An 18540-nucleotide genomic window follows, 5' to 3' on the forward strand; every position below is an offset into this window, starting at 1 on the left:
GCTATACCGTCCTGATTCGGGGGTTGATGAGCAGGTAGAGAAGGTCCACCACGATGTTCACCAGAACAAAAGTGACCGAGATGGTGAGCACCACGCCCTGGACCAGGTTGACGTCCAGGTTGGTAATGCCGTTGAGGATCAGCTGGCCCATGCCGGGCAGGGCGAAGATCATTTCAATCACGACGGCGCCACCCAGCAGGTAGCCCACGCGGAGTCCCAGCACGGTCACCGGCGTGACGAGGGCATTGCGGAGAACATTCTTGGAAACCACTTCGCGATAGGGGACGCCGTTGCCGATGGCTGTGCGGACGTAGTCGCGGTCAAGCTCTTCAACCATGGAGGTCCGGACCACTCGGATCAGCGACGCTGACACGGGAATGCCAAGCGCCAAGGCCGGAAGGGCCATCGAGTTGAGCCAGCCGCCAAAGCCGGATTCCGGCGTCGCAATTCCGCCTGAGGGGAACATCGGGTTGCTGCCCAGGGCGAACCACTGGATGAGCAGGATGCCCAACCAGAACGACGGCGTGGCGATCGCGGCGATCGAGAAGACGCGGACCAATTGGTCCTGCCACTTGTCGCGGTAGAGGGCGCCGAGGATGCCGAATGCCAGGGAAAGAACAATCGCGATAATGACGCCCAGGAAGGTCAGCTGGAGCGTCAAAGGGAACGCAGAGCCGATCATGGAAGCCACCGACTTTGCCGGCGGGGTTGTGACGCCGAGGTCAAACTGCAGCAGCTTCCCAAGGAAACGGAAGTATTGCAGGACCAAGGGATCGTTCAGGCCATTTTCCTGGCGGTACTGCTGCTTGGCTTCTTCGCTGGCGCCGTCACCAAGGGCGGAACTGGCTTGGTCGCCGGGGGCGGCCTGCAGGACGAGGAAGACGAGCAACGTAATGCCCAGGATCATCAATGGCAATGCTGCAAGCCTGCGACCAAGCAGACGCAATATCGTGACCAATTTGTTCTCCGGTTGGTTGGGGGTGCTGCTGGCTGTGGGGCCTGCTCTGCGTACTATTTAGGGGATTTAGGCCGCAAAGCAGGCCTCGCAACTCAGGTTTCTAGGCGGTACGTCCGACGTCGATGAACGACAATCCGGTGGTGGGCAGAGGCTGGAAGCCCTTGAGTTTTTTCTCGTCCCAGGCGCTGGGGAGCTGGCGGTGGAGGACCGGGTAGAGGGGGACTTCGTCCGAGACCATGTCCACGATTTCGGCCACGATCTTCTTGGCGTTGTCGCCGGAGGCTTGCGATCCCTTGTTCATGAGTTCCTGCAACTTGGTGCGTTCCGGAGTGGTCCAGAAGGCGCGCTTCTCCATCCACGTGGCGCCGGAGTAGAACCAGCTCAGCAGCAGGTCCGCGTCGTTGCCGAACACGGACGGATCACCCGGAGCCGCAACGACGGTGTAGTCTCCCTTGCCCACGCGGTCGCTGTAAAGGGCACCGGACTGCAGGCTCTTCACGGTGACCTTGACGCCGGGGATCTTGTTCCAGGACTCCAGGATCAGGGGTGCAACGTCCTTCACCCACGCGGTGTCCGTGGTGAGGAGTTCGAATTCGAGGCTGCCAACGCCCGCCTGCTTGAGTAGGTCTTCGGCCTTCTTAGTGTCAAAACCATAGACGTTCCTGGCCTTGACATAGTCCGGGTGGCCCTCCTGGAAGTAGGAGCTTGCCGCCTTGGCGTTGCCGAACAGGGCCTTCTTGATGATGGCTTCCTTGTCCATGCCATAGTGCAGCGCCTGGCGGACCAGTTTGTTGTCGAAAGGGGCCTTTGCGCAGTTGAACATGAGGAACAGCAGGCCGAAGGACTGGACGGATTCCACCTTGACCTTGGACTTCAAGCCGTCGACGTCCAGGTACGGAACATCCTCGATGGCCTGGACGCGTCCGGATTGGACTGCGGTAACACGGGCGGCCGCGTCTGAAAGAAGGAGCCAGGTCATGCCCTTGGCCAACGCAGGCTTGGGGCCGTTGTAATCTGCGAACGCTTCGAAGACGATCTTGTCGTCCTTGACGGCGGAGACCAGTTTGTAAGGACCGGAGCCGATTGGCTTGGCGTCGAAGGCCTTCAGATCGCTGGCGAGTGCCTTGGGAACCACTTTGACCACCGAAATCCGGGGGCCGAAGCCAGGGAAGGCGTACTTGAGGGTGAATTCCACTGTCTTGGCATCCAAGGGCTTGACGTCCTGGATGAATGGGATGAACTGGGAAAACAGGGACTTGTTCGCCGGATCCATGACACGTGTAAAGGAGAAAGCGACGTCCTCGGTGGTGACGGGGGAGCCGTCATGGAACTTGGCACCATCGCGGATGGTCACCTGGTACGTGGTGTCGTTGATCTTCTTCGGATCCGATGCGGCCAGTGCGTTGTAGGGCTGGCGGGTTGCCGGGTGCAGCTCGATGAGGCCTTCGAAGATGTGGAGGTTGGCCGCCATCGGTGTGGCTCCCGAAGAGCTCAGCGGGTCAAAGCCTGTGGAGAGAGCGTAGGAGATGCCTGCCTCGATCATGAGGTCCTTGTTCACGGCTGCCGTGTTCGCCGCGTTCCCTGTTGTGGTGCTGGCAGCGCCGCCGCACGCAGAGAGGGTTGCCGTGAAGGCGGCTGCTGCACCAACTGCGCCGCTTAGCTTCAGGAAGTTCCGGCGGCTGGCGTCGTTGACCAGCGGCAGGCTGTTGATGGTCTTGCTCATAAGGGTGCCTCACCATTCGACTGTCGTGGGTTATCGGATGTAGGACGTCCGATGCTCGTATTGAAACTGTAAGGGTGGTCACAAGGGGACGTCAAGTGAGAAATGGATCACGGTGAGGCTGCCCGGGAAGCCGGGAACCGTCCGGTTCCTCGCCGCCAGGGCGCCTGAATGCGGAATTCTCAGGGAATTCCGAAGACATACCTATCAAGGAGGTGGGACATCCGATATTGTATGTTGCGAGTCACTCATTCTGCGGTGAGCATCAAGCTCGCCTCAATATTAACACCGCACTACTTCTGCGTCCGAGGTTCACAAGCCTCTGAGGGGAAGAGTGCATCGGCAAGGAGAGCGCCATGACAACTTCCGGTGTCGTTCCGCAAGCGCGGTTCAGTGCACAGGCCCGGCTGCGTGCATTGCAGTCGGACATTATGGAACTCATCCTTGAGCGCGAGCTCGAGGCGGGTGACCCGTTGCCCACGGAGAGTGAGCTTTCAGTCGCCCTCGGTGTAGGGCGCAATACGTTGCGTGAGTCCCTGAAAGTGCTGCAGGCCTTGGGGGTGATCGAGATCCGCCATGGCTTCGGGATGTTCGTGGCGCCCAGCAACTTCGATGCCTTGGCTGATGGCCTGACATTCCGGGGCCGGCTTTCCCTCCGGCACCAGGGGCTCGAAGCCTTGCAGCTGGTGGACGTGCGGCAGGCGTTGGAGTCCGGGCTGATCGGCTCCTCCATCGATGTGATGACCAAGGAGCAGCTGGCGTCCATCGAGGAATCGGTGAAGCAAATGGAAGAACTCGCCGCCGCCGGTGAGAACTTCGTGGCGGCCGACGCCGAATTCCACCGCCGACTATTCGAACCCCTTAACAACGAGCTGCTGATCAACCTGATGGGGGTCTTCTGGAAGGTATACCGGAAGATCCACGTAGAGATCGGCGCAGGTAACGAGGACCTGGCCAAGACGGCCGCCATCCATCGGAATATCTATGCCGCCGTTGCAGCGGGAGACAAGGTGCTCTCGGCCGAGCTGCTCAACCGTCACTTCGACGGCATCCGGCGCCGGATCGGCGAGGCAGTGGGGGAGTAAGCGTCCCCACATACGGCAAGGGCCGCCGTCGTACTTTTTCGGAAAGTACGACGGCGGCCCTTTGCGTTTCCTGCGTGGCTCACCTTCCCTGCCGCGTAACCCAACTGGGTCGCATTAGAGCGCGTTTTGAGCGGTCTAAACGCGCTTAACTGCTACGTAGTTGGGCCACGGCGGGCAAAACAAAAGACCCGCACCGGCGAACCGGTGCGGGTCTCTATCTGTGCGCCCAAAGGGATTCGAACCCCTGACCTTCTGTTCCGTAGACAGACGCTCTATCCAGCTGAGCTATGGGCGCATTTCGCGTGATTCTCGGCGGTCTGTTTCTCTGACCCCCTCGAACCTCAATAAACTTTACAGAAGTTCATGTGAAGTTCCAAATCGAAAAGCTGTAATCTACGCAACTAGACCGGTCTATGTGACCTTCCTCACTTAAAATGCCGTCCTCTGAAACTGAAACCCTGAATTCTAGGGGTTTTTCGTTTCGACTCCACTGGACATCTGACGTCTGACAACGGATTGGTCTGGTCCGCGACCCCTATCGTTTAGGACACACCACTGAACCCGAGGAAGGGAACCGCAATGGGCGATCTGGCGCGACTGCCGCTGCTTGAGAAGGCACCTACTACGCATGCACGCCTGCTGGCCTGGGTTGAGGAAGTAGCCGAGCTGACTCAGCCGGACCGCATCCACTGGGTTGACGGCAGCGAAGCAGAAAACAAGAAGCTGACCGACGAACTGGTTGAGGCCGGCACCCTGAAGAGGCTGAACCCGGAAACGTTCCCGAATTCCTTCGCGGCGTTCTCCGACCCCGCCGACGTTGCCCGTGTGGAAGAGCAGACCTTCATCTGCTCCGAGAACGAGCGCGACGCAGGGTTCACGAACAACTGGATGGCTCCGGCCGAAATGAAGCAGAAGCTGCGCGGACTGTTCGCCGGCTCCATGCGCGGCCGCACCATGTACGTCATTCCTTTTGTCATGGGCCACCTGGATGCAGAGGACCCGAAGTTCGGCGTTGAGATCACTGACTCCGCCTACGTTGTAGCTTCCATGCGGATCATGGCCCGCATCGGCTCGGACGTCCTGGACCGCATCACGCAGACCGATGCATTCTTTGTGCCGGCCCTCCACTCGCTGGGCGCACCCCTGGAACCCGGCCAGGCCGACGTCGCGTGGCCGTGCAACACCGACAAATGGATCGTCCACTTCCCCGAAGAGCGCTCCATCTGGTCCTTCGGTTCCGGCTACGGCGGAAACGCGCTGCTGGGCAAGAAGTGCTACGCACTGCGCATCGCCTCGGTGATGGCACGCGACGAGGGCTGGCTTGCCGAGCACATGCTCATCCTCAAGCTGACCTCTCCCGAGCAGAAGACCTACTACGTCTCCGCTGCCTTCCCGTCGGCTTGCGGCAAGACCAACCTCGCTTTGCTTGACCCCACCATCAAGGGCTGGAAGGTCGAGACCCTCGGCGACGACATCACCTGGATGCGCTTCGGCAAGGAAGGCGAGCTCCGCGCCGTCAACCCCGAAGCCGGCCTGTTCGGCGTCGCGCCGGGCACCGGTTGGGGCACCAACCCCAACGCCATGCGTGCCATCGCCAAGGGCAACAGCATCTTCACCAATGTTGCGCTGACCGATGACGGCGGCGTTTGGTGGGAAGGTATGACGGAGGAAACTCCGGCGCACCTGACCGACTGGCGCGGCGAGTCCTGGACTCCGGACTCCGACGCCCCGGCTGCACACCCGAACTCCCGTTTCTGCACGCCGATCGACCAGATCGACATGCTCGCCGAAGAGTACTTCAGCCCGGACGGCGTGGAGTTGTCCGCGATCCTGTTCGGCGGACGCCGTAAGACCACCATCCCGCTGGTCACCGAGGCCCGCGACTGGTCCAACGGTATCTTCATGGGTGCCACGCTTTCGTCGGAAACCACGGCCGCTGCAGCTGGCGCCGTCGGTGTTGTCCGCCGCGATCCCATGGCAATGCTGCCGTTCATCGGTTACGACGCAGGCGACTACCTGAACCACTGGGTGAACCTGTCCGCCAAGGCCAACCCGGAGCGCCTGCCCAAGATCTTCCTGGTCAACTGGTTCCGTCGCACTGCTGATGGTGGCTTCGCCTGGCCTGGTTTCGGTGACAACGCCCGCGTACTCAAGTGGGCAATCGAACGCCTCGAAGGCAAGGCGGACGCTGTGGAAACGCCGATCGGTTTCGTTCCGACCGGCGACTCCATCGACCTTGAAGGCCTGAACATGACGCCGGCCGAAGTCGAGGCGGCCGTCCGCGTTGACGCCGGCGAATGGGAAACGGAACTTGCATCCATCGAGGAATGGTTCGCCAACTTCGGCGAGTCTCTCCCCGCGGCGCTGCAGTCCGAGCTGGACGGCCTCAAGAGCCGTCTGGGCTAGACCTCTTAAGGACAACGGCGTTCTTAAGACGACGGCGGCCCGTCACCTTTTCATCAAAGGTGACGGGCCGCCGTCGTGCTTTCGGCGTCTTAGAGGGGTTTGGCGCCCCGCCTTAGTTCGCGAGCCAAACGTCGGGGCCGAAAACTTCGTAGTGGATACTGGTGGCCGGGATGCCGGCCTCGATCGCTTCGTCGCGAATCTTCTTCATGAAAGGCAACGGCCCGCAGAGGTACAAGGAAGCGTCCGCGGGCATGTCGATTTCCCTCAGGGACATGAAGCCTGCGTTGACGCGGTGCATTTCATTGCCGGGCTGCGGCGATTCGAGCCAGAGCTGCAGTTCGGCGTCAATGCTTGCGGCGTCTGCAGTCATTTGGCCGCTCAATGCCCAACTGTCCATGGAACGTTCGGCGTGCAGGACAAGAACCTGGCGATCAGTGCCGGCCTCGGCCAAGGAGCGCAGGATCGAGGCTGTCGGCGTGCACCCGATCCCCGCCGACGCGAGCACCACCGGTCCTTCGCCGTCGTTGAGGGTGATCTCGCCATAAGGGTTGGAGATTTCGAGCACATCGTTAGGTTCGACGGCGGTATGCAGGGCGGTGGATACCTCGCCGCCGTCGTTTAGCTTGGTGGTGAAGGTCCGGCTGGTCCCGGCGTCGCCTGACAGTGAATACTGCCGCACCTGGCGCAAGCCGTCAGGGAGTACGACCTTGACGCTCACATACTGGCCGGGAAGGGCCGGTGTTACCGGAGTGTCGTCGGCAGGTTCAAAGGTGAATGTCATGGCGTCTTTGCCAGCCGGTACTTTGGAAACCACGCGCCAAGGCATCCACATCTTATTGTTTGACTGGGAGGCGTAGAGGTCCTTCTCAAGCTTGATCAGGGCGTCTGCCATGAGCCAGTAGACCTCCGTCCAGGCCTCGGCGATTTCAGGTGTAATAACGTCCGACAAGTCGGCAGCGATTGCTGCGAAGAGGTGCTCGTAGACGACTCCGTACTGCTCTTCGGCGATGCCCAGTGAGGCGTGCTTGTGGGCGATCCGGGCCAGGACCTTTTCCGGGAGCGTGCCGGGGTTGTTCACCAGGTGGGTTGCGAAGGCGGCGATGCTCCCGGCGAGTGCTTGTTGCTGATCACCCGAGCGCTGGTTGGAGCGGCTGAACAGTCCATCGAGCAACTCAGGGTGCGCTGCAAAGAGGCGCTTGTAGAAGTCGGCGGTGATGTCACCAATACGCGAGCCAACCAGGGGAAGCGTGGCTTCAATAATCGGGCGGGATTTTTCCGAGAGCATGATTCTCCTGCGGGTAGGGGTCCGGTGGGTTATTCGAACCGTCACAATACAAGCATTTCGAATGCCTGTATTTACACCTCAATTTCTACTCCTTGTAGAAAAGATGCGCAAATCGGATCGCGATCCGGTCCGGACGCCGTCAGGGCAGGGTTGCGGGGGACCTGAATTCGGGTCGGAGGCCTATTGTTTGGAAGACCGGATTCATCTGCCGGGCATGAGGCAGGGACGAGATGACGACGGTGTCGAGCTCACGATAGAAGGCTTCGCGGGCCCGGTTCATTGCGTGGCGGAGACCGCACTCTGTGATGAGGGGGCAATCATGGGTGGGGGACTGGCATTCGGCGGGATCCTGCCGGCTGTCCAAGTGGCGAAGGAGCTGGCCAACCGTTGCTTGGCGTCCCGCTTCGTTCAGGCGCGATCCACCCAAGCGGCCTCGTTCCACATCAATCAATCCAAGGCTGCGCAATCGGACCATGGCCTTGCTGACATGGTTATACGGAGTGCCCACGGCATCGGCAACAGCCTGGGTAGTCAGCAACGTGCCCTCAGGGGCGGACGCCAACACCATGACGGCGCGGAGGCTCACATCTGCGAACGCGTTGATTTTCATGGGATCAGCTTACGTAGTCAGGTCTAGTCCACCCAGAGCGAGGGCTCGTGGGTGTCCGGCTCAAGGGCGCCGAATGAGAAACCGTCGGCTGTGTGGACGTAGGGGATGACTGCTGCCATGACCCCGCCATCCCGGTGCTCGGCGGTGCCGTGGATGCCATCCGAGCCATGCTCGGGCAGCGCGACATCACTTGCGATGGCCACGGCCCGATAATCGTTGCGACCCTGGCGAAGTAATTCCTGGACGTCCGTCAACATCGCTCCCGCGTCAATGTGGCCGTCCTCGTCCGGCTCGCCTGGAGAAACCATGACAATCCGCACCTCGCCTTCGTGTGAAAGCGTGATGCCAAAGGGGAGAAAGCCGCCGTTCTGCAGAATGTGCTCCTGGGCAGTCCCCAGTGCAGTCCCCAGAATCTCCCGGAGTTCACGCTCTTGGACAGTCCCGGTGGAATCGGCCTCGTCGATTGGCTGCTCGCTCATGTTTGCCTGTCCTTATGCCCTGACCAGTGCCAGGACGCGGTCGCGGATTTTTTCCATGGTGGGCAGGTCTTTGGCTTCGGCGTTCAGGCGCAGGAACGGCTCCGTGTTGGAGGGGCGCAGGTTGAACCACCAGCTGCCGTCCTTGGCGCTGAAGGTGCTGCCGTCCATGTGGTCTATTTCGACGTCATCATTCTGGAAATCGAGGCGGACCCGCTCGATGGCGCCTGCTTTGTCTTCGATCTCGGAGTTGATTTCCCCGGAGGAGACGTAGGGCTCGTACTGGCGCCCGAGTTCGGACAGCGGACCGTCCTGCTCGCCCAGGGCCGCCAGGACATGCATCGCGGCGAGCATACCGGTGTCCGCATTCCAGAAATCACGGAAATAGAAGTGTGCCGAGTGCTCCCCGCCGAATACTGCACCTTCTTCGGCCATCACGGCTTTGATGAAGGAATGCCCGACGCGGGTCCGGACTGCCCGGCCGCCGTCCTTGGCAACGAGTTCGGGAACGGCCTTCGAGGTGAGCAGGTTGTGGATGATCACCGGGGTCTGTTCCCCGGATGCCTGGGCTCGCGCGATCTCCCTGCGTGCCACCATGCCCGTGATCGCCGATGGGGAGACGGGCTCGCCCTTTTCGTCGACCACGAAGCAGCGGTCAGCGTCGCCGTCGAAGGCAAGGCCGATATCGGCGCCGTGCTTGATCACGGCGGCCTGGAGATCACGGAGGTTTTCTGGTTCCAGCGGGTTGGCCGGGTGGTTCGGGAACGAGCCGTCCAGTTCGAAGTAGAGCGGGATGATCTCGAACGGCAGGGCAGGGAGGAGTTTGTTGCCAAGCACAGCAGGGGTGGTCAGCCCGGCCATGCCATTGCCGGCGTCCACGACGATCTTCAATGGCCGGGAAGCGGAGAGATCCACCAGCTGGCGCAGGTATTGGGAATAGTCCTTCAGCACGTCCCGGACACCGATCTGCCCGCGCGTCGCTGCCGCGGGGATGGTGCCTTCGTTCAGGTAATGCTCGGCGAGGGCCTGGATCTCCTTCAGGCCACTCTCGGAGGAAATCGGTTGAGCCCCTGCCTTGGCCATTTTGATGCCGTTGTATTCGGCCGGGTTATGGCTGGCAGTGAACGTGGCACCGGCTGCGTTCAAGGCACCGCAGGCGTAGTAGAGCTCGTCAGTGGAGATCAAGTCCAGCAATTGGACGTTGGCGCCCCGGGTGGCAGCACCGTTCGCGAAGGCCTGGCTGAACTCCGGCGAGGACGGGCGCATGTCTCCGCCAACAAGGACGGTTTCACCTTCAAGACCCAAAACGTCGATGAAGGCAGCACCGACTGCCTCGACGATTTCAGCCGTGATGGATTCCCCCACGATGCCCCGGACGTCATACGCCTTGAAGGATGCCGAGAGGTCGAAGTTCTTGTTCTGCTCGCTAGTCACGGGCTCAATCCTACTGTGGCAGCGCAATTGAGCATGAACGGGGGAAGCTGCTATGTGGAAAAGCCGGTCCTGGCACACCGCTTTCCACATAGCCGGGGCCACCGGTTATGGCTGTCAGGGGCTGCTGGAATACTGGGTCCATGGCCAACAACTCCCAAAATGCCGCTGTTTCCGTGGAATCCCCTACCCGCCAGAGGGCTTTGGCTTGTCTTCGTGAGCTTGTGGGGCACCCCGAGGCAGAGTTCCATGACGGCCAGTTCGAGGCCATTGAGGCATTGGTGGACGCGGGGCGCCGTGCCTTGGTGGTCCAACGCACGGGTTGGGGAAAATCCGCCGTCTACTTCGTCTCCTCTTTGTTGCTGCGTCAGCGGGGTGCGGGTCCCACGCTGATCGTGTCTCCTCTGCTCGCGCTCATGCGGGACCAAGTAGCGGCCGCCGCACGGGCGGGAGTCCGGGCTGTGGCCATCAACTCAGCCAACGCGCTTGAGTGGGACACTGTCCTGGCCCAGTTGGCAGCTGACGAGGTGGACGTTCTCCTGGTGTCGCCGGAGCGCCTCACCAATCCCTCGTTCAGGGAGAACCAGTTGCCCGAGCTGATCCGCAGGACCGGATTGCTTGTTATCGACGAAGCCCACTGCATTTCGGATTGGGGCCACGACTTCCGGCCCGATTACCGGCGCATCGCGGATCTCATTGCCCAACTGCCCGATTCGGTTCCGGTCCTCGCCACCACGGCTACCGCCAACTCCCGCGTTGTCCACGATATCGAGGAACAACTCGGCGCCGGAGTGCTGACCATCCGGGGTGCGCTGGGCCGCGAGTCGCTGCGACTCGGGGTTCTGAACTTGTCCGACTCCCGCGATCGCCTGGGGTGGCTGCTGACGCACCTGGCGGACCTCCCCGGTAGCGGAATCATTTACGCGCTGACCGTCTCAGCCGCAGAGGATACTGCCCGGCTTCTTTCCGAGGCCGGACACAATGTCTTGTCCTATACCGGCCGGACTGATCCTGCCGATCGGGAGCGGGCAGAACAACTCCTCAAGGACAATCAAGTCAAGGCGCTTGTGGCCACCTCGGCGTTGGGGATGGGATTCGACAAACCGGACCTTGGCTTCGTCATTCACCTCGGGGCGCCGTCCTCGCCGGTCGCCTATTACCAGCAGGTTGGTCGAGCAGGCCGAGGTGCAGCCAACGCCGACGTCCTGTTGCTTCCGGGCTCCGAGGACCGCGAAATATGGCAGTATTTTGCCACCGCGTCCATGCCCTCAGCTGAAAAGGCCGACGCCGTCTTGAGGGTGCTTGGTGAGGCGAACGCGGCCATGTCCACGGTGGCGCTCGAAGCACGCGTGGACCTTCGGCGCACGCCTCTGGAACTCCTCCTTAAGGTCTTGGCCGTTGACGGGGCAGTTGAACGCGTAGGTGGCGGTTGGCGGGCTACTGGACGGCCATGGACCTACGATGCAGAGCGCTATGCCCGCATCGCGGAGGCCCGGGTGGATGAACAGGACTCCATGGTGATTTACCAGGACACTGCAGGTTGTCGCATGGAGTACATCACCTCTGTGCTCGACGACGAGACTGCCGCCCCTTGTGGCCGTTGTGACAACTGTGCTGGACGATGGTTCCCAGTGGACATTGCAGCGGCTGCCGTTGATGCAGCTGGCCAGACGCTCCGTCGCGCCGGGATCGTGGTGGAACCGCGGCTCCAGTGGCCCAGCGGAATGGACAGGCTGGGAGTGGGAGTCAAAGGCAAGATCAAGCCGGACGAAAGCATTTCCGAAGGCCGTGTGCTGGCAAGGCTGACGGACTTGGGCTGGGGTGGCGCGCTCCGCGAGCTCTTTGCCGCCGGGGCACCCGATAGGGCAGTGGACTCCGCGATGCTGCAGGCCTGCGTTCAGGTTCTGCGCGAATGGTCAGGGGCCGACGGCGGAACCGCCTGGAGCGGGGCGGGGCGCCCGGCGGCGGTCGTCAGCATTCCCTCAAGGAGCAAACCACAACTTGTGGATTCGCTGGCGCAGGGGATCGCGGGCATAGGGCGGATGCCGTACTTGGGTCAACTGCATCCAGAGCACGGCGGGCCCACAGGATCCCGTGGAGGCAACAGCGCTTACAGGCTCGCGGGAGTATGGGACCGTCTGGCGGTCGGACCGCAATTGGCAGAGGCACTGGCAGGCATTGGTGACCAACCTGTCCTCTTGGTAGACGACCTCATCGACAGCCGCTGGACACTGACTGTTGCGGCGAGGGCGCTCAGACGGTCCGGGGTAGGTGCGGTACTGCCGCTCGCCCTGGCACAGGCGGGGTAGGGCGCAGGCGGCGATTCGCTCAACCCGGGGCAGTGCTTCAAGGCGAGGAAGTGCGCTGAAAACCGTCATGTTGTGAACGCTCCCACGATGCCTCTATAGGATCGAGCAAATACGAGGATCGAGCAAACACGCGCGCCTGCTGCTGCAGGCGATTAGACAAGACTTGGACCGGACCATGAGCACAAAACCGAGCAACGCCGACGTCGAAGCGGCCAATGAAACCAGTTGGCGGCCGCGTTTGGCACTGCTGGTGGCGGCAACGTTCTTCATGGAGTTTCTTGACGGAACGATCCTCACCACGGCCATCCCCAGCATTGCGGCCGATTTCCGGGTGGCACCGGCTGACATCAACATCACGATGACTGCCTATTTGGTGACAGTGGCCATGGGGATCCCCTTGAGCAGTTGGCTTGCCGAGCGGTTTGGCGCCCGCAGGATATTCTGTCTGGCTATTTCGGTGTTCACTATTGCTTCCCTTTTCTGCGCAGTAAGCACCGACTTGACCATGCTGACGTTGAGTCGGGTGGCGCAGGGGGCAGGCGGCGCCATGATGGTTCCCGTGGGCACCCTGGTGGTTTTGCGGGGTACGCCCAAATCCGAACTTCTCCGTGCCACCGCCTACTTGGTATGGCCAGGCCTTCTTGCCCCCGTTTTGGCTCCCATGGTGGGGGGCGCCCTCACGACTTTCCTGTCGTGGCACTGGATCTTCATCATCAACGTCCCCCTCGGCCTGGCTGCCTTCATTGCGGCACTGAGGTTGGTTCCGCGGACTCAATTTGATGCCAACCGCCGTCTTGACTGGTTTGGCCTCTTGCTGACTACCTTGGGCGTGGGTTCCCTTGTGGTGGGGCTGGAAACGCTGGGCGGACACGCATCGAATCTGCTGGCTGTTGTGGTGGTGACTGCCGGCTTGGTTTCCCTCGCAGGTGCGGTCTGGTGGATGAGCAAAGCAAGGGTTCCGCTGTTCAACCTCAGCGTATTTGGCACCAGGACTTTCAGGGCGACATCCACGGGCGGTTTCATTTACCGGCTGACCATCAGCTCGGTTCCCTTCTTGCTGCCTCTCATGTTCCAGGATGGATTTGGGTGGGATCCCTTGAAGGCCGGGGTCATGGTAGCCGCAGTCTTCGTGGGCAACATCGGGATCAAGCCGGCCACCACACCCCTGATAAGGCGCTTCGGGTTCAAACCGGTGCTCGTCTTTGCATCGTTCGCGTCGGCCGTGACGTTTGCCTTGTGTGCGTTTCTGAATGCCCAAACACCAGAGCCCCTCATTTTCGCGTTGTTGCTGCTCAGCGGTGCCTTCCGATCCATAGGCTTCTCGGCCTACGCGTCCGTGCAGTATGCCGACATCGTCCCGGGGCAGCTGCCCTCGGCCAACGCTATCTCTGCGACCCTCGTACAGCTGGCAGCTGCGGCAGGGATCGCTGTGGGGGCCTTGTTCCTGAGGCTGTTCGAGTCAACGGATGTGCTCGGGGTTGACCAGGTAGCAGCCTATAAGGGGGCTTTCATAGCCATGGCTGTCCTCATGTTGGTCAGTACAGTGGACAGTCTGACCCTGCAGCGGCATGCCGGCGCGGAAGTCAGCCACGGGGCGAAGCGCAGCTAGACCGGCGCGGGCACAGGGCTTGGGGTAAAAGCCGGGTTAACGCAAAAGGTCCCGGTTCGAAAACCGGGACCAATTCGCGGAGACGGGGGGATTTGAACCCCCGGTGGAGTTGTGCCCCACACTTCATTAGCAGTGAAGCCCATTCGGCCGCTCTGGCACGTCTCCATTTGCTATTGCTAGCCCACCAAGGATACGCAGAACGTGCCGTCCAGTGCAAAACCGCCTTCAATCGGCTGCCCATTTCGAGGGCTGGCTACCTGCGGGGCCGTTCGCAGGGGCCTTACGTGCAGCGGGCCATCGAAACGGAACCTCAGTTGCTCCCGGCCAGCACACGCCACAGGAAGTGGTTGCTCCGGGCTTGGAGTGCGGCTGCCTGCCTGTTGTCCGAGGCGCCGGCATGCCCGCCTTCGAGTGCCTCATGGAACCAGACATTCGGGATACCCATCGCCTGCATCCGAGCTGCCATCTTTCGGGCTTGGACGGGGCCTACCCGATCATCCGACGTCGCAGTCCAAATGAAGGTTTCGGGGTATTCGACGCCGTCGTGAAGCAGGTGATAGGGGGAGAAGGTCCGGATGAACTGCCACTGCTCAGGCAAATCCGGGTCTCCGTACTCGGCGATCCATGAATATCCGGCAGAGAGTTTGGTGTAGCGGCGCATGTCCAGCAATGGCACGCCGCAGGACACTGCACCAAACAGTTCCGGGTACTGGGTCAGCATGTTGCCTACCAGCAGCCCACCATTTGAGCCGCCCACACAGCCGAGTCGACGGCGGCTGGTCACGCCGCGGGAGATGAGGTCCTGTGCCACGGCGGCGAAGTCTTCGTAGGCACGGTGCCGCTTTTCCTGCAGCGCTGCCCGGTGCCACGAGGGCCCGTATTCGCCGCCGCCACGGATGTTCGCCACAACGTACACACCGCCACGGGTGTGCGAGCCGGGACCGTCAGCCAAGGCAGCAGCCGAAGTGCGACGCTCCAGCCAAGCCCTGCCAATGGTGCCGCTGTAGGCGGGGGTGCGGGAAACTTCGAATCCGCCATAGCCTGAGAGCTGAGTAGGATTTTGTCCGTCCAGGACCAGGTCCTTGGATGCCACCTGGAAGTAGGGGACTTTGGTCCCATCCTCCGAGACAGCGAAATGCTGCTGGACCTCATAGTCGCCGTCATTGAAGAACGACGGCGATCGCTTCACCACGGCGTGCTGGCTGGTGACCCCGGCAGCTGCTCCGGCAACAGACGAACCCGTCGGCCCTGCAGTGAGGGTTCCGCGGGTGAGGGTAGTGGGCGTAGTGAAACCGGTGGCGACCAACCAGTAGTCATTTCCGGCTCCGGATTCATCTTCGTCGTCCACCGCGTAGGCATTGACGTCGTGAAGCGGCGGGCACGCGTCCAGGACGGTGGCAACCCAGCTGCTGTCGGAATCGACGCGGGAAGGGTCCAGCACCCTGATTTCGGAAGAGACGTCGCGCAGGAGGTTGAGCAGCAGATAGTCCTTGGTCCAACTCCACGACTGCAGCGACGTGTGGTCATCGGGGGTAAACAGCACCACAAATTGGCGCGATCCAGCCAGGTAGCCTTCGAGGTCAGCGGCCAGCAGGGAACCGGCCGCGTAGGTGACGCCGGAAACGTCCCAGTCCTTCTGCGGGCGGAGCATCAGCCATTCTCGGTGGGCGCTGATGTTCACGTCGGTGGGCACATCGATTTCAAGCCATGAGTCGTCGCGAAGCAGCCACGTCTTGCGGTTGTAGAAGTCGATGTAGTCTACGGCGAAGGTCCGTTCGAAGCCCGGGGTTGAGTCATGGGCCACGATGGCCAGCATGTGGTCTTCGGGGATGTCGAAGATCCGCTCTGCCTGGGCGAGGGATTGGCCGCGACGCAGCTTCACGCCGGTCCGGGCGTACGAGGAGGTGGTTGCAGGCAACCCTTCTGCCGTACTGGAGACAAGCAGTGTGTCCGCATCGAGCCAACTCACGTTGCCTTTTGCCGTGGGCAGATCGAATCCGCCGGCGGCAGGGTCAACAAAGGTGCGGGATTCGACGTCGAACTCGCGGTGACGGTTGGCGTCACCGCCGTCGGGGGACAGCGAAACCATCGCGAAGCGGTACGTGTCCCCGTCCGAAGGACGAAGGAACCCGGCCCCATGGAACACCCATTCGACGCCTTCTGCTGCGGCGAGGGCATCGATGTCCAGCAGCACGTCCCATTCGGGAGCCTCGGAGACGTAACTTTCCCAGGTAGTGCGGCGCCAAAGGCCCTTGGGGTGCTCCTGGTCCTTCCAGAAGTTGTAGTAGAAATCGCCGCGTTTGTTCACCATGGCGATCCGGTCAGTCGAATCCAGGACCTCCAGGATGCCGGCTTCAACCCCTGCGTAGTCTGCGTCCTCCAGCAAATCCTCGGTTCGCGCGTTCTGTTCCCGGACCCAGGCCAGCTGTTCTTCGCCGTGGATGTCCTCCAACCACACGTTCTCATCCGTGGGTTCGGGCGCGATGGTCGCAGCGTGGCGAGGCCCGGACTTGGTCTCCAGATCCGTGTCATTGTCAGGAAGGGGCGTCTGATCAGCTTCTGTGGTGGTCATCGCCCCATCCAAGCAACACTTTTCAACTGGAAGCAAGTCACGCAGAAGTTAGGCTTGAGCGTGGCTAAATCGCAAATCAATCGTGTTGCCCTTATTGGGGCCGGCCCCCGGGGCACGAGTGTCCTAGAGCGGCTGCTCGCGAATTGGGCTGCAGGGGCCACCAGCCGCGCGAACCGGACCGACACCGGGCAGCGCACACTGCACATCCACGTTGTGGATCCTTTCCCGCCAGCATCCGGCCATGTGTGGCAGCCGGAGCAGTCCAGGCTGTACCTGATGAACACACAGGCGTTCTATCCGACGCTCATCCCGGAAGACCCCAAACTTGCGCAGCCCCTCGCAGGCGGTTCGTTCGACCAGTGGCGCGCCGCCCGACGTCGTGATGGACAGGGGCTGAACGACGCCGAAAAGGCGGAGTTGGCCACCCTGGAGTCCCACGATTTTCCCAGCAGGGCGCTCTACGGACGTTACCTGCGGCAGACTTTGGCGGAGCTGCTTCAGCGAATGCCCGACGGCGTGGAGGTCACCTTCCATGAGACGACCGCCGTAGCGGCGCGCCCGGTCCCGGCAAGCCCAGGCATCGCAGGTGGGCAAGCGTTCGACGTCGAACTGGCCGACGGCACTACCCTCACCGTCGGCTCGGTGGTCCTCGCGCTGGGACACATCGAGTCACGTTTGAATCCGGAGCAGCGATCGTTCCAACGGGCAGCCGACGAGCACGGCCTCCTCTATTTCCCGCCTGCACCGCCAGCCGACGTCGACTGGCAGCGGGTACCGGACAACGAGCCCGTCCTGGTGCGTGGGATGGGACTGAATTTCTTCGATGTCATGGGCCAGCTGACTGAGGGCAGGGGAGGCAAGTTCGTCGAAGCCGGCGTACCGGGAGCCGGAGTTCTCGAGTACCGGCCCTCGGGCAGGGAACCCAGGATTATCGCAGCATCCCGGCGCGGAACCCCGTACCGGGCCAAGGCCGGTTTGGCAGGGTATTACCCCAGCAGCATCACCATGCGTTACCTGACCGAGGCAGCAGTGGACCGGTTCAGGGCAGCCGGTATCCAGCCCGGATTCGACCACGATCTTTGGCCGCTCCTGCACCGGGACGCCTTGTGGGCCTATTACTCCACCCTGGCAAGGTCGCAGCCTGCCGCCATCCGCGATGCAGCGCAGTTCCTCGCGGACCTTGAGGACGCGTTGCAGCCCCACGCGCACACCACCGCCAACTGGGAAAGCGACGTCGCCGCCTTGGTGGACAAGCACGTGCTTGCCTCCCGCCGACTGAATGTCCGCGGACTCGCTGCGCCCTTGGCAGGCCGAACGTTCGCGTCCCGCCGGGAACTGGATCTGGCGATAACGGCCTACCTGGACGACGACGCACGACGCTCCGCACTGGGCGAAGCGGATCCCGTGAAAATGGCAATCGGCGCACTGCACACCGGCAGGGCGATCCTGAAGTCCGTCGTGGCAGACGGTGGTATCACGGACGAATCGTGGGTCGCTGAACTGAGGGGATGGTTCGAAGCGTTCGTTGAAGGCCTTGCCAGCGGGGCCCCGGCACTGCGTTCGGAGCAGTTGGCTGCTCTGGCGCGTGCCGGCGTCGTGGGTTTCGTTGGACCCGACCCGAAGTTCAGTGTGGATAGGAGCGCCAAGGTTTTCCGGGCAGTCTCTCCATGGGTCCACGACGGGCCAGCGGAGGCACCCACGTTGATTGAAGCGATGTCGCCGGCCAACAGGGTGGGCATCAATATTTCTCCACTCCTGGAACAACTCATGGCAGAAGGCCTTGTGCGAACCAAAATCATGATGAGTGCCGAGGGCACGCCGGTGCAGACAACCGGACTGGATGTGGAACCGCACCCGTACCGGCCTGTGGCGTCCAACGGCTCTGTGACCCGGGGGATGTATGTTTTGGGCCTGCAATTGTCGGCGACCCAGTGGGGAACGGCCATTGCTGCCGAGGCGCGTCCAGCGACCGGGAAGGCTTATGCCAGTGGCCAGCGAACCCTGCGGGATGCTGACGAAATCGCCCGTAGCATTCTGGCCAGCTAGCTGCCTTTGTTTGCGGTGTGTCCAATGCTTCGC

The 18540-nt window shown here is 61.9% G+C and carries 12 protein-coding genes and 2 tRNA genes; 5 read left to right on the forward strand and 9 right to left on the reverse strand.

Features of this window, described 5'->3' with window-relative positions; all coding sequences use genetic code 11:
* Position 1 precedes the first annotated feature (1 nt).
* Together LDN82_RS04075 and LDN82_RS04080 are read right to left on the reverse strand one after the other, a co-directional pair.
* Entirely contained in the window at positions 2–907 is a 906-nt protein-coding gene (locus LDN82_RS04075; RefSeq protein WP_263422298.1) for an ABC transporter permease, read from the reverse strand.
* Between the two features lie 151 nt (positions 908–1058).
* Positions 1059–2681, reverse strand: a complete 1623-nt coding sequence (locus LDN82_RS04080) for an ABC transporter substrate-binding protein (RefSeq protein WP_224166466.1) — start codon at positions 2679–2681, stop codon at positions 1059–1061.
* Positions 2682–3034: 353 nt separating this feature from the next.
* Here LDN82_RS04080 and LDN82_RS04085 point away from each other — a divergent pair, with 353 nt between their 5' ends.
* Complete coding sequence (locus LDN82_RS04085) at positions 3035–3763, forward strand: FadR/GntR family transcriptional regulator (RefSeq protein WP_224166467.1); 729 nt, start codon at positions 3035–3037, stop codon at positions 3761–3763.
* A gap of 221 nt (positions 3764–3984) precedes the next feature.
* Here LDN82_RS04085 and LDN82_RS04090 read toward each other — a convergent pair.
* A tRNA-Arg gene (locus LDN82_RS04090) sits at positions 3985–4058 on the reverse strand.
* Positions 4059–4342: 284 nt separating this feature from the next.
* Between LDN82_RS04090 and LDN82_RS04095 the strand changes: the two genes are divergently transcribed.
* Complete coding sequence (locus LDN82_RS04095; protein WP_224094400.1) at positions 4343–6169, forward strand: phosphoenolpyruvate carboxykinase (GTP); 1827 nt, start codon at positions 4343–4345, stop codon at positions 6167–6169.
* Positions 6170–6281: 112 nt separating this feature from the next.
* Here LDN82_RS04095 and LDN82_RS04100 read toward each other — a convergent pair whose 3' ends face one another.
* The 4 genes from LDN82_RS04100 to LDN82_RS04115 all read right to left on the reverse strand — a co-directional run bounded on the left by LDN82_RS04100 (position 6282) and on the right by LDN82_RS04115 (position 9974).
* Positions 6282–7454 carry a globin domain-containing protein gene (locus LDN82_RS04100; protein WP_224166468.1) on the reverse strand — a complete coding sequence of 391 codons (1173 nt, stop codon included), beginning with the start codon at positions 7452–7454 and terminating at the stop codon, positions 6282–6284.
* Positions 7455–7593: 139 nt separating this feature from the next.
* Complete coding sequence (locus LDN82_RS04105; protein WP_224094402.1) at positions 7594–8064, reverse strand: Rrf2 family transcriptional regulator; 471 nt, start codon at positions 8062–8064, stop codon at positions 7594–7596.
* Positions 8065–8087: 23 nt separating this feature from the next.
* Positions 8088–8543 carry a hypothetical protein gene (locus tag LDN82_RS04110; protein ID WP_224094405.1) on the reverse strand — a complete coding sequence of 152 codons (456 nt, stop codon included), beginning with the start codon at positions 8541–8543 and terminating at the stop codon, positions 8088–8090.
* Between the two features lie 12 nt (positions 8544–8555).
* The gene (locus LDN82_RS04115) at positions 8556–9974 is read right to left on the reverse strand and encodes a phosphomannomutase/phosphoglucomutase (protein ID WP_224166469.1); all 1419 of its coding nucleotides are present in this window, start codon (positions 9972–9974) and stop codon (positions 8556–8558) included.
* Positions 9975–10114: 140 nt separating this feature from the next.
* On the opposite strand from LDN82_RS04115, the gene LDN82_RS04120 reads away from it, so the two are divergent.
* On the forward strand, positions 10115–12280 hold the full coding sequence (locus tag LDN82_RS04120; RefSeq protein ID WP_224166470.1) for a RecQ family ATP-dependent DNA helicase: 2166 nt from the start codon (positions 10115–10117) through the stop codon (positions 12278–12280).
* 175 nt (positions 12281–12455) lie between these two features.
* Positions 12456–13889 carry an MFS transporter gene (locus LDN82_RS04125; RefSeq protein WP_224166471.1) on the forward strand — a complete coding sequence of 478 codons (1434 nt, stop codon included), beginning with the start codon at positions 12456–12458 and terminating at the stop codon, positions 13887–13889.
* A 77-nt stretch (positions 13890–13966) separates the two neighbouring features.
* On the opposite strand, the gene LDN82_RS04130 is transcribed toward LDN82_RS04125, so the two are convergent.
* Together LDN82_RS04130 and LDN82_RS04135 are read right to left on the reverse strand one after the other, a co-directional pair.
* Positions 13967–14054 (reverse strand) — tRNA-Ser (locus LDN82_RS04130).
* 145 nt (positions 14055–14199) lie between these two features.
* Positions 14200–16461: a prolyl oligopeptidase family serine peptidase gene (locus LDN82_RS04135; RefSeq protein ID WP_224166472.1), complete on the reverse strand. Its 2262-nt coding sequence runs from the start codon at positions 16459–16461 to the stop codon at positions 14200–14202.
* Positions 16462–16521: 60 nt separating this feature from the next.
* Between LDN82_RS04135 and LDN82_RS04140 the strand changes: the two genes are divergently transcribed.
* Positions 16522–18507: an FAD/NAD(P)-binding protein gene (locus LDN82_RS04140; RefSeq protein ID WP_224166473.1), complete on the forward strand. Its 1986-nt coding sequence runs from the start codon at positions 16522–16524 to the stop codon at positions 18505–18507.
* The last annotated feature ends 33 nt before the right edge of the window (positions 18508–18540 follow it).

The sequence above is a fragment of the Arthrobacter sp. StoSoilA2 genome (assembly GCF_019977195.1).
GTDB lineage: Bacteria > Actinomycetota > Actinomycetes > Actinomycetales > Micrococcaceae > Arthrobacter.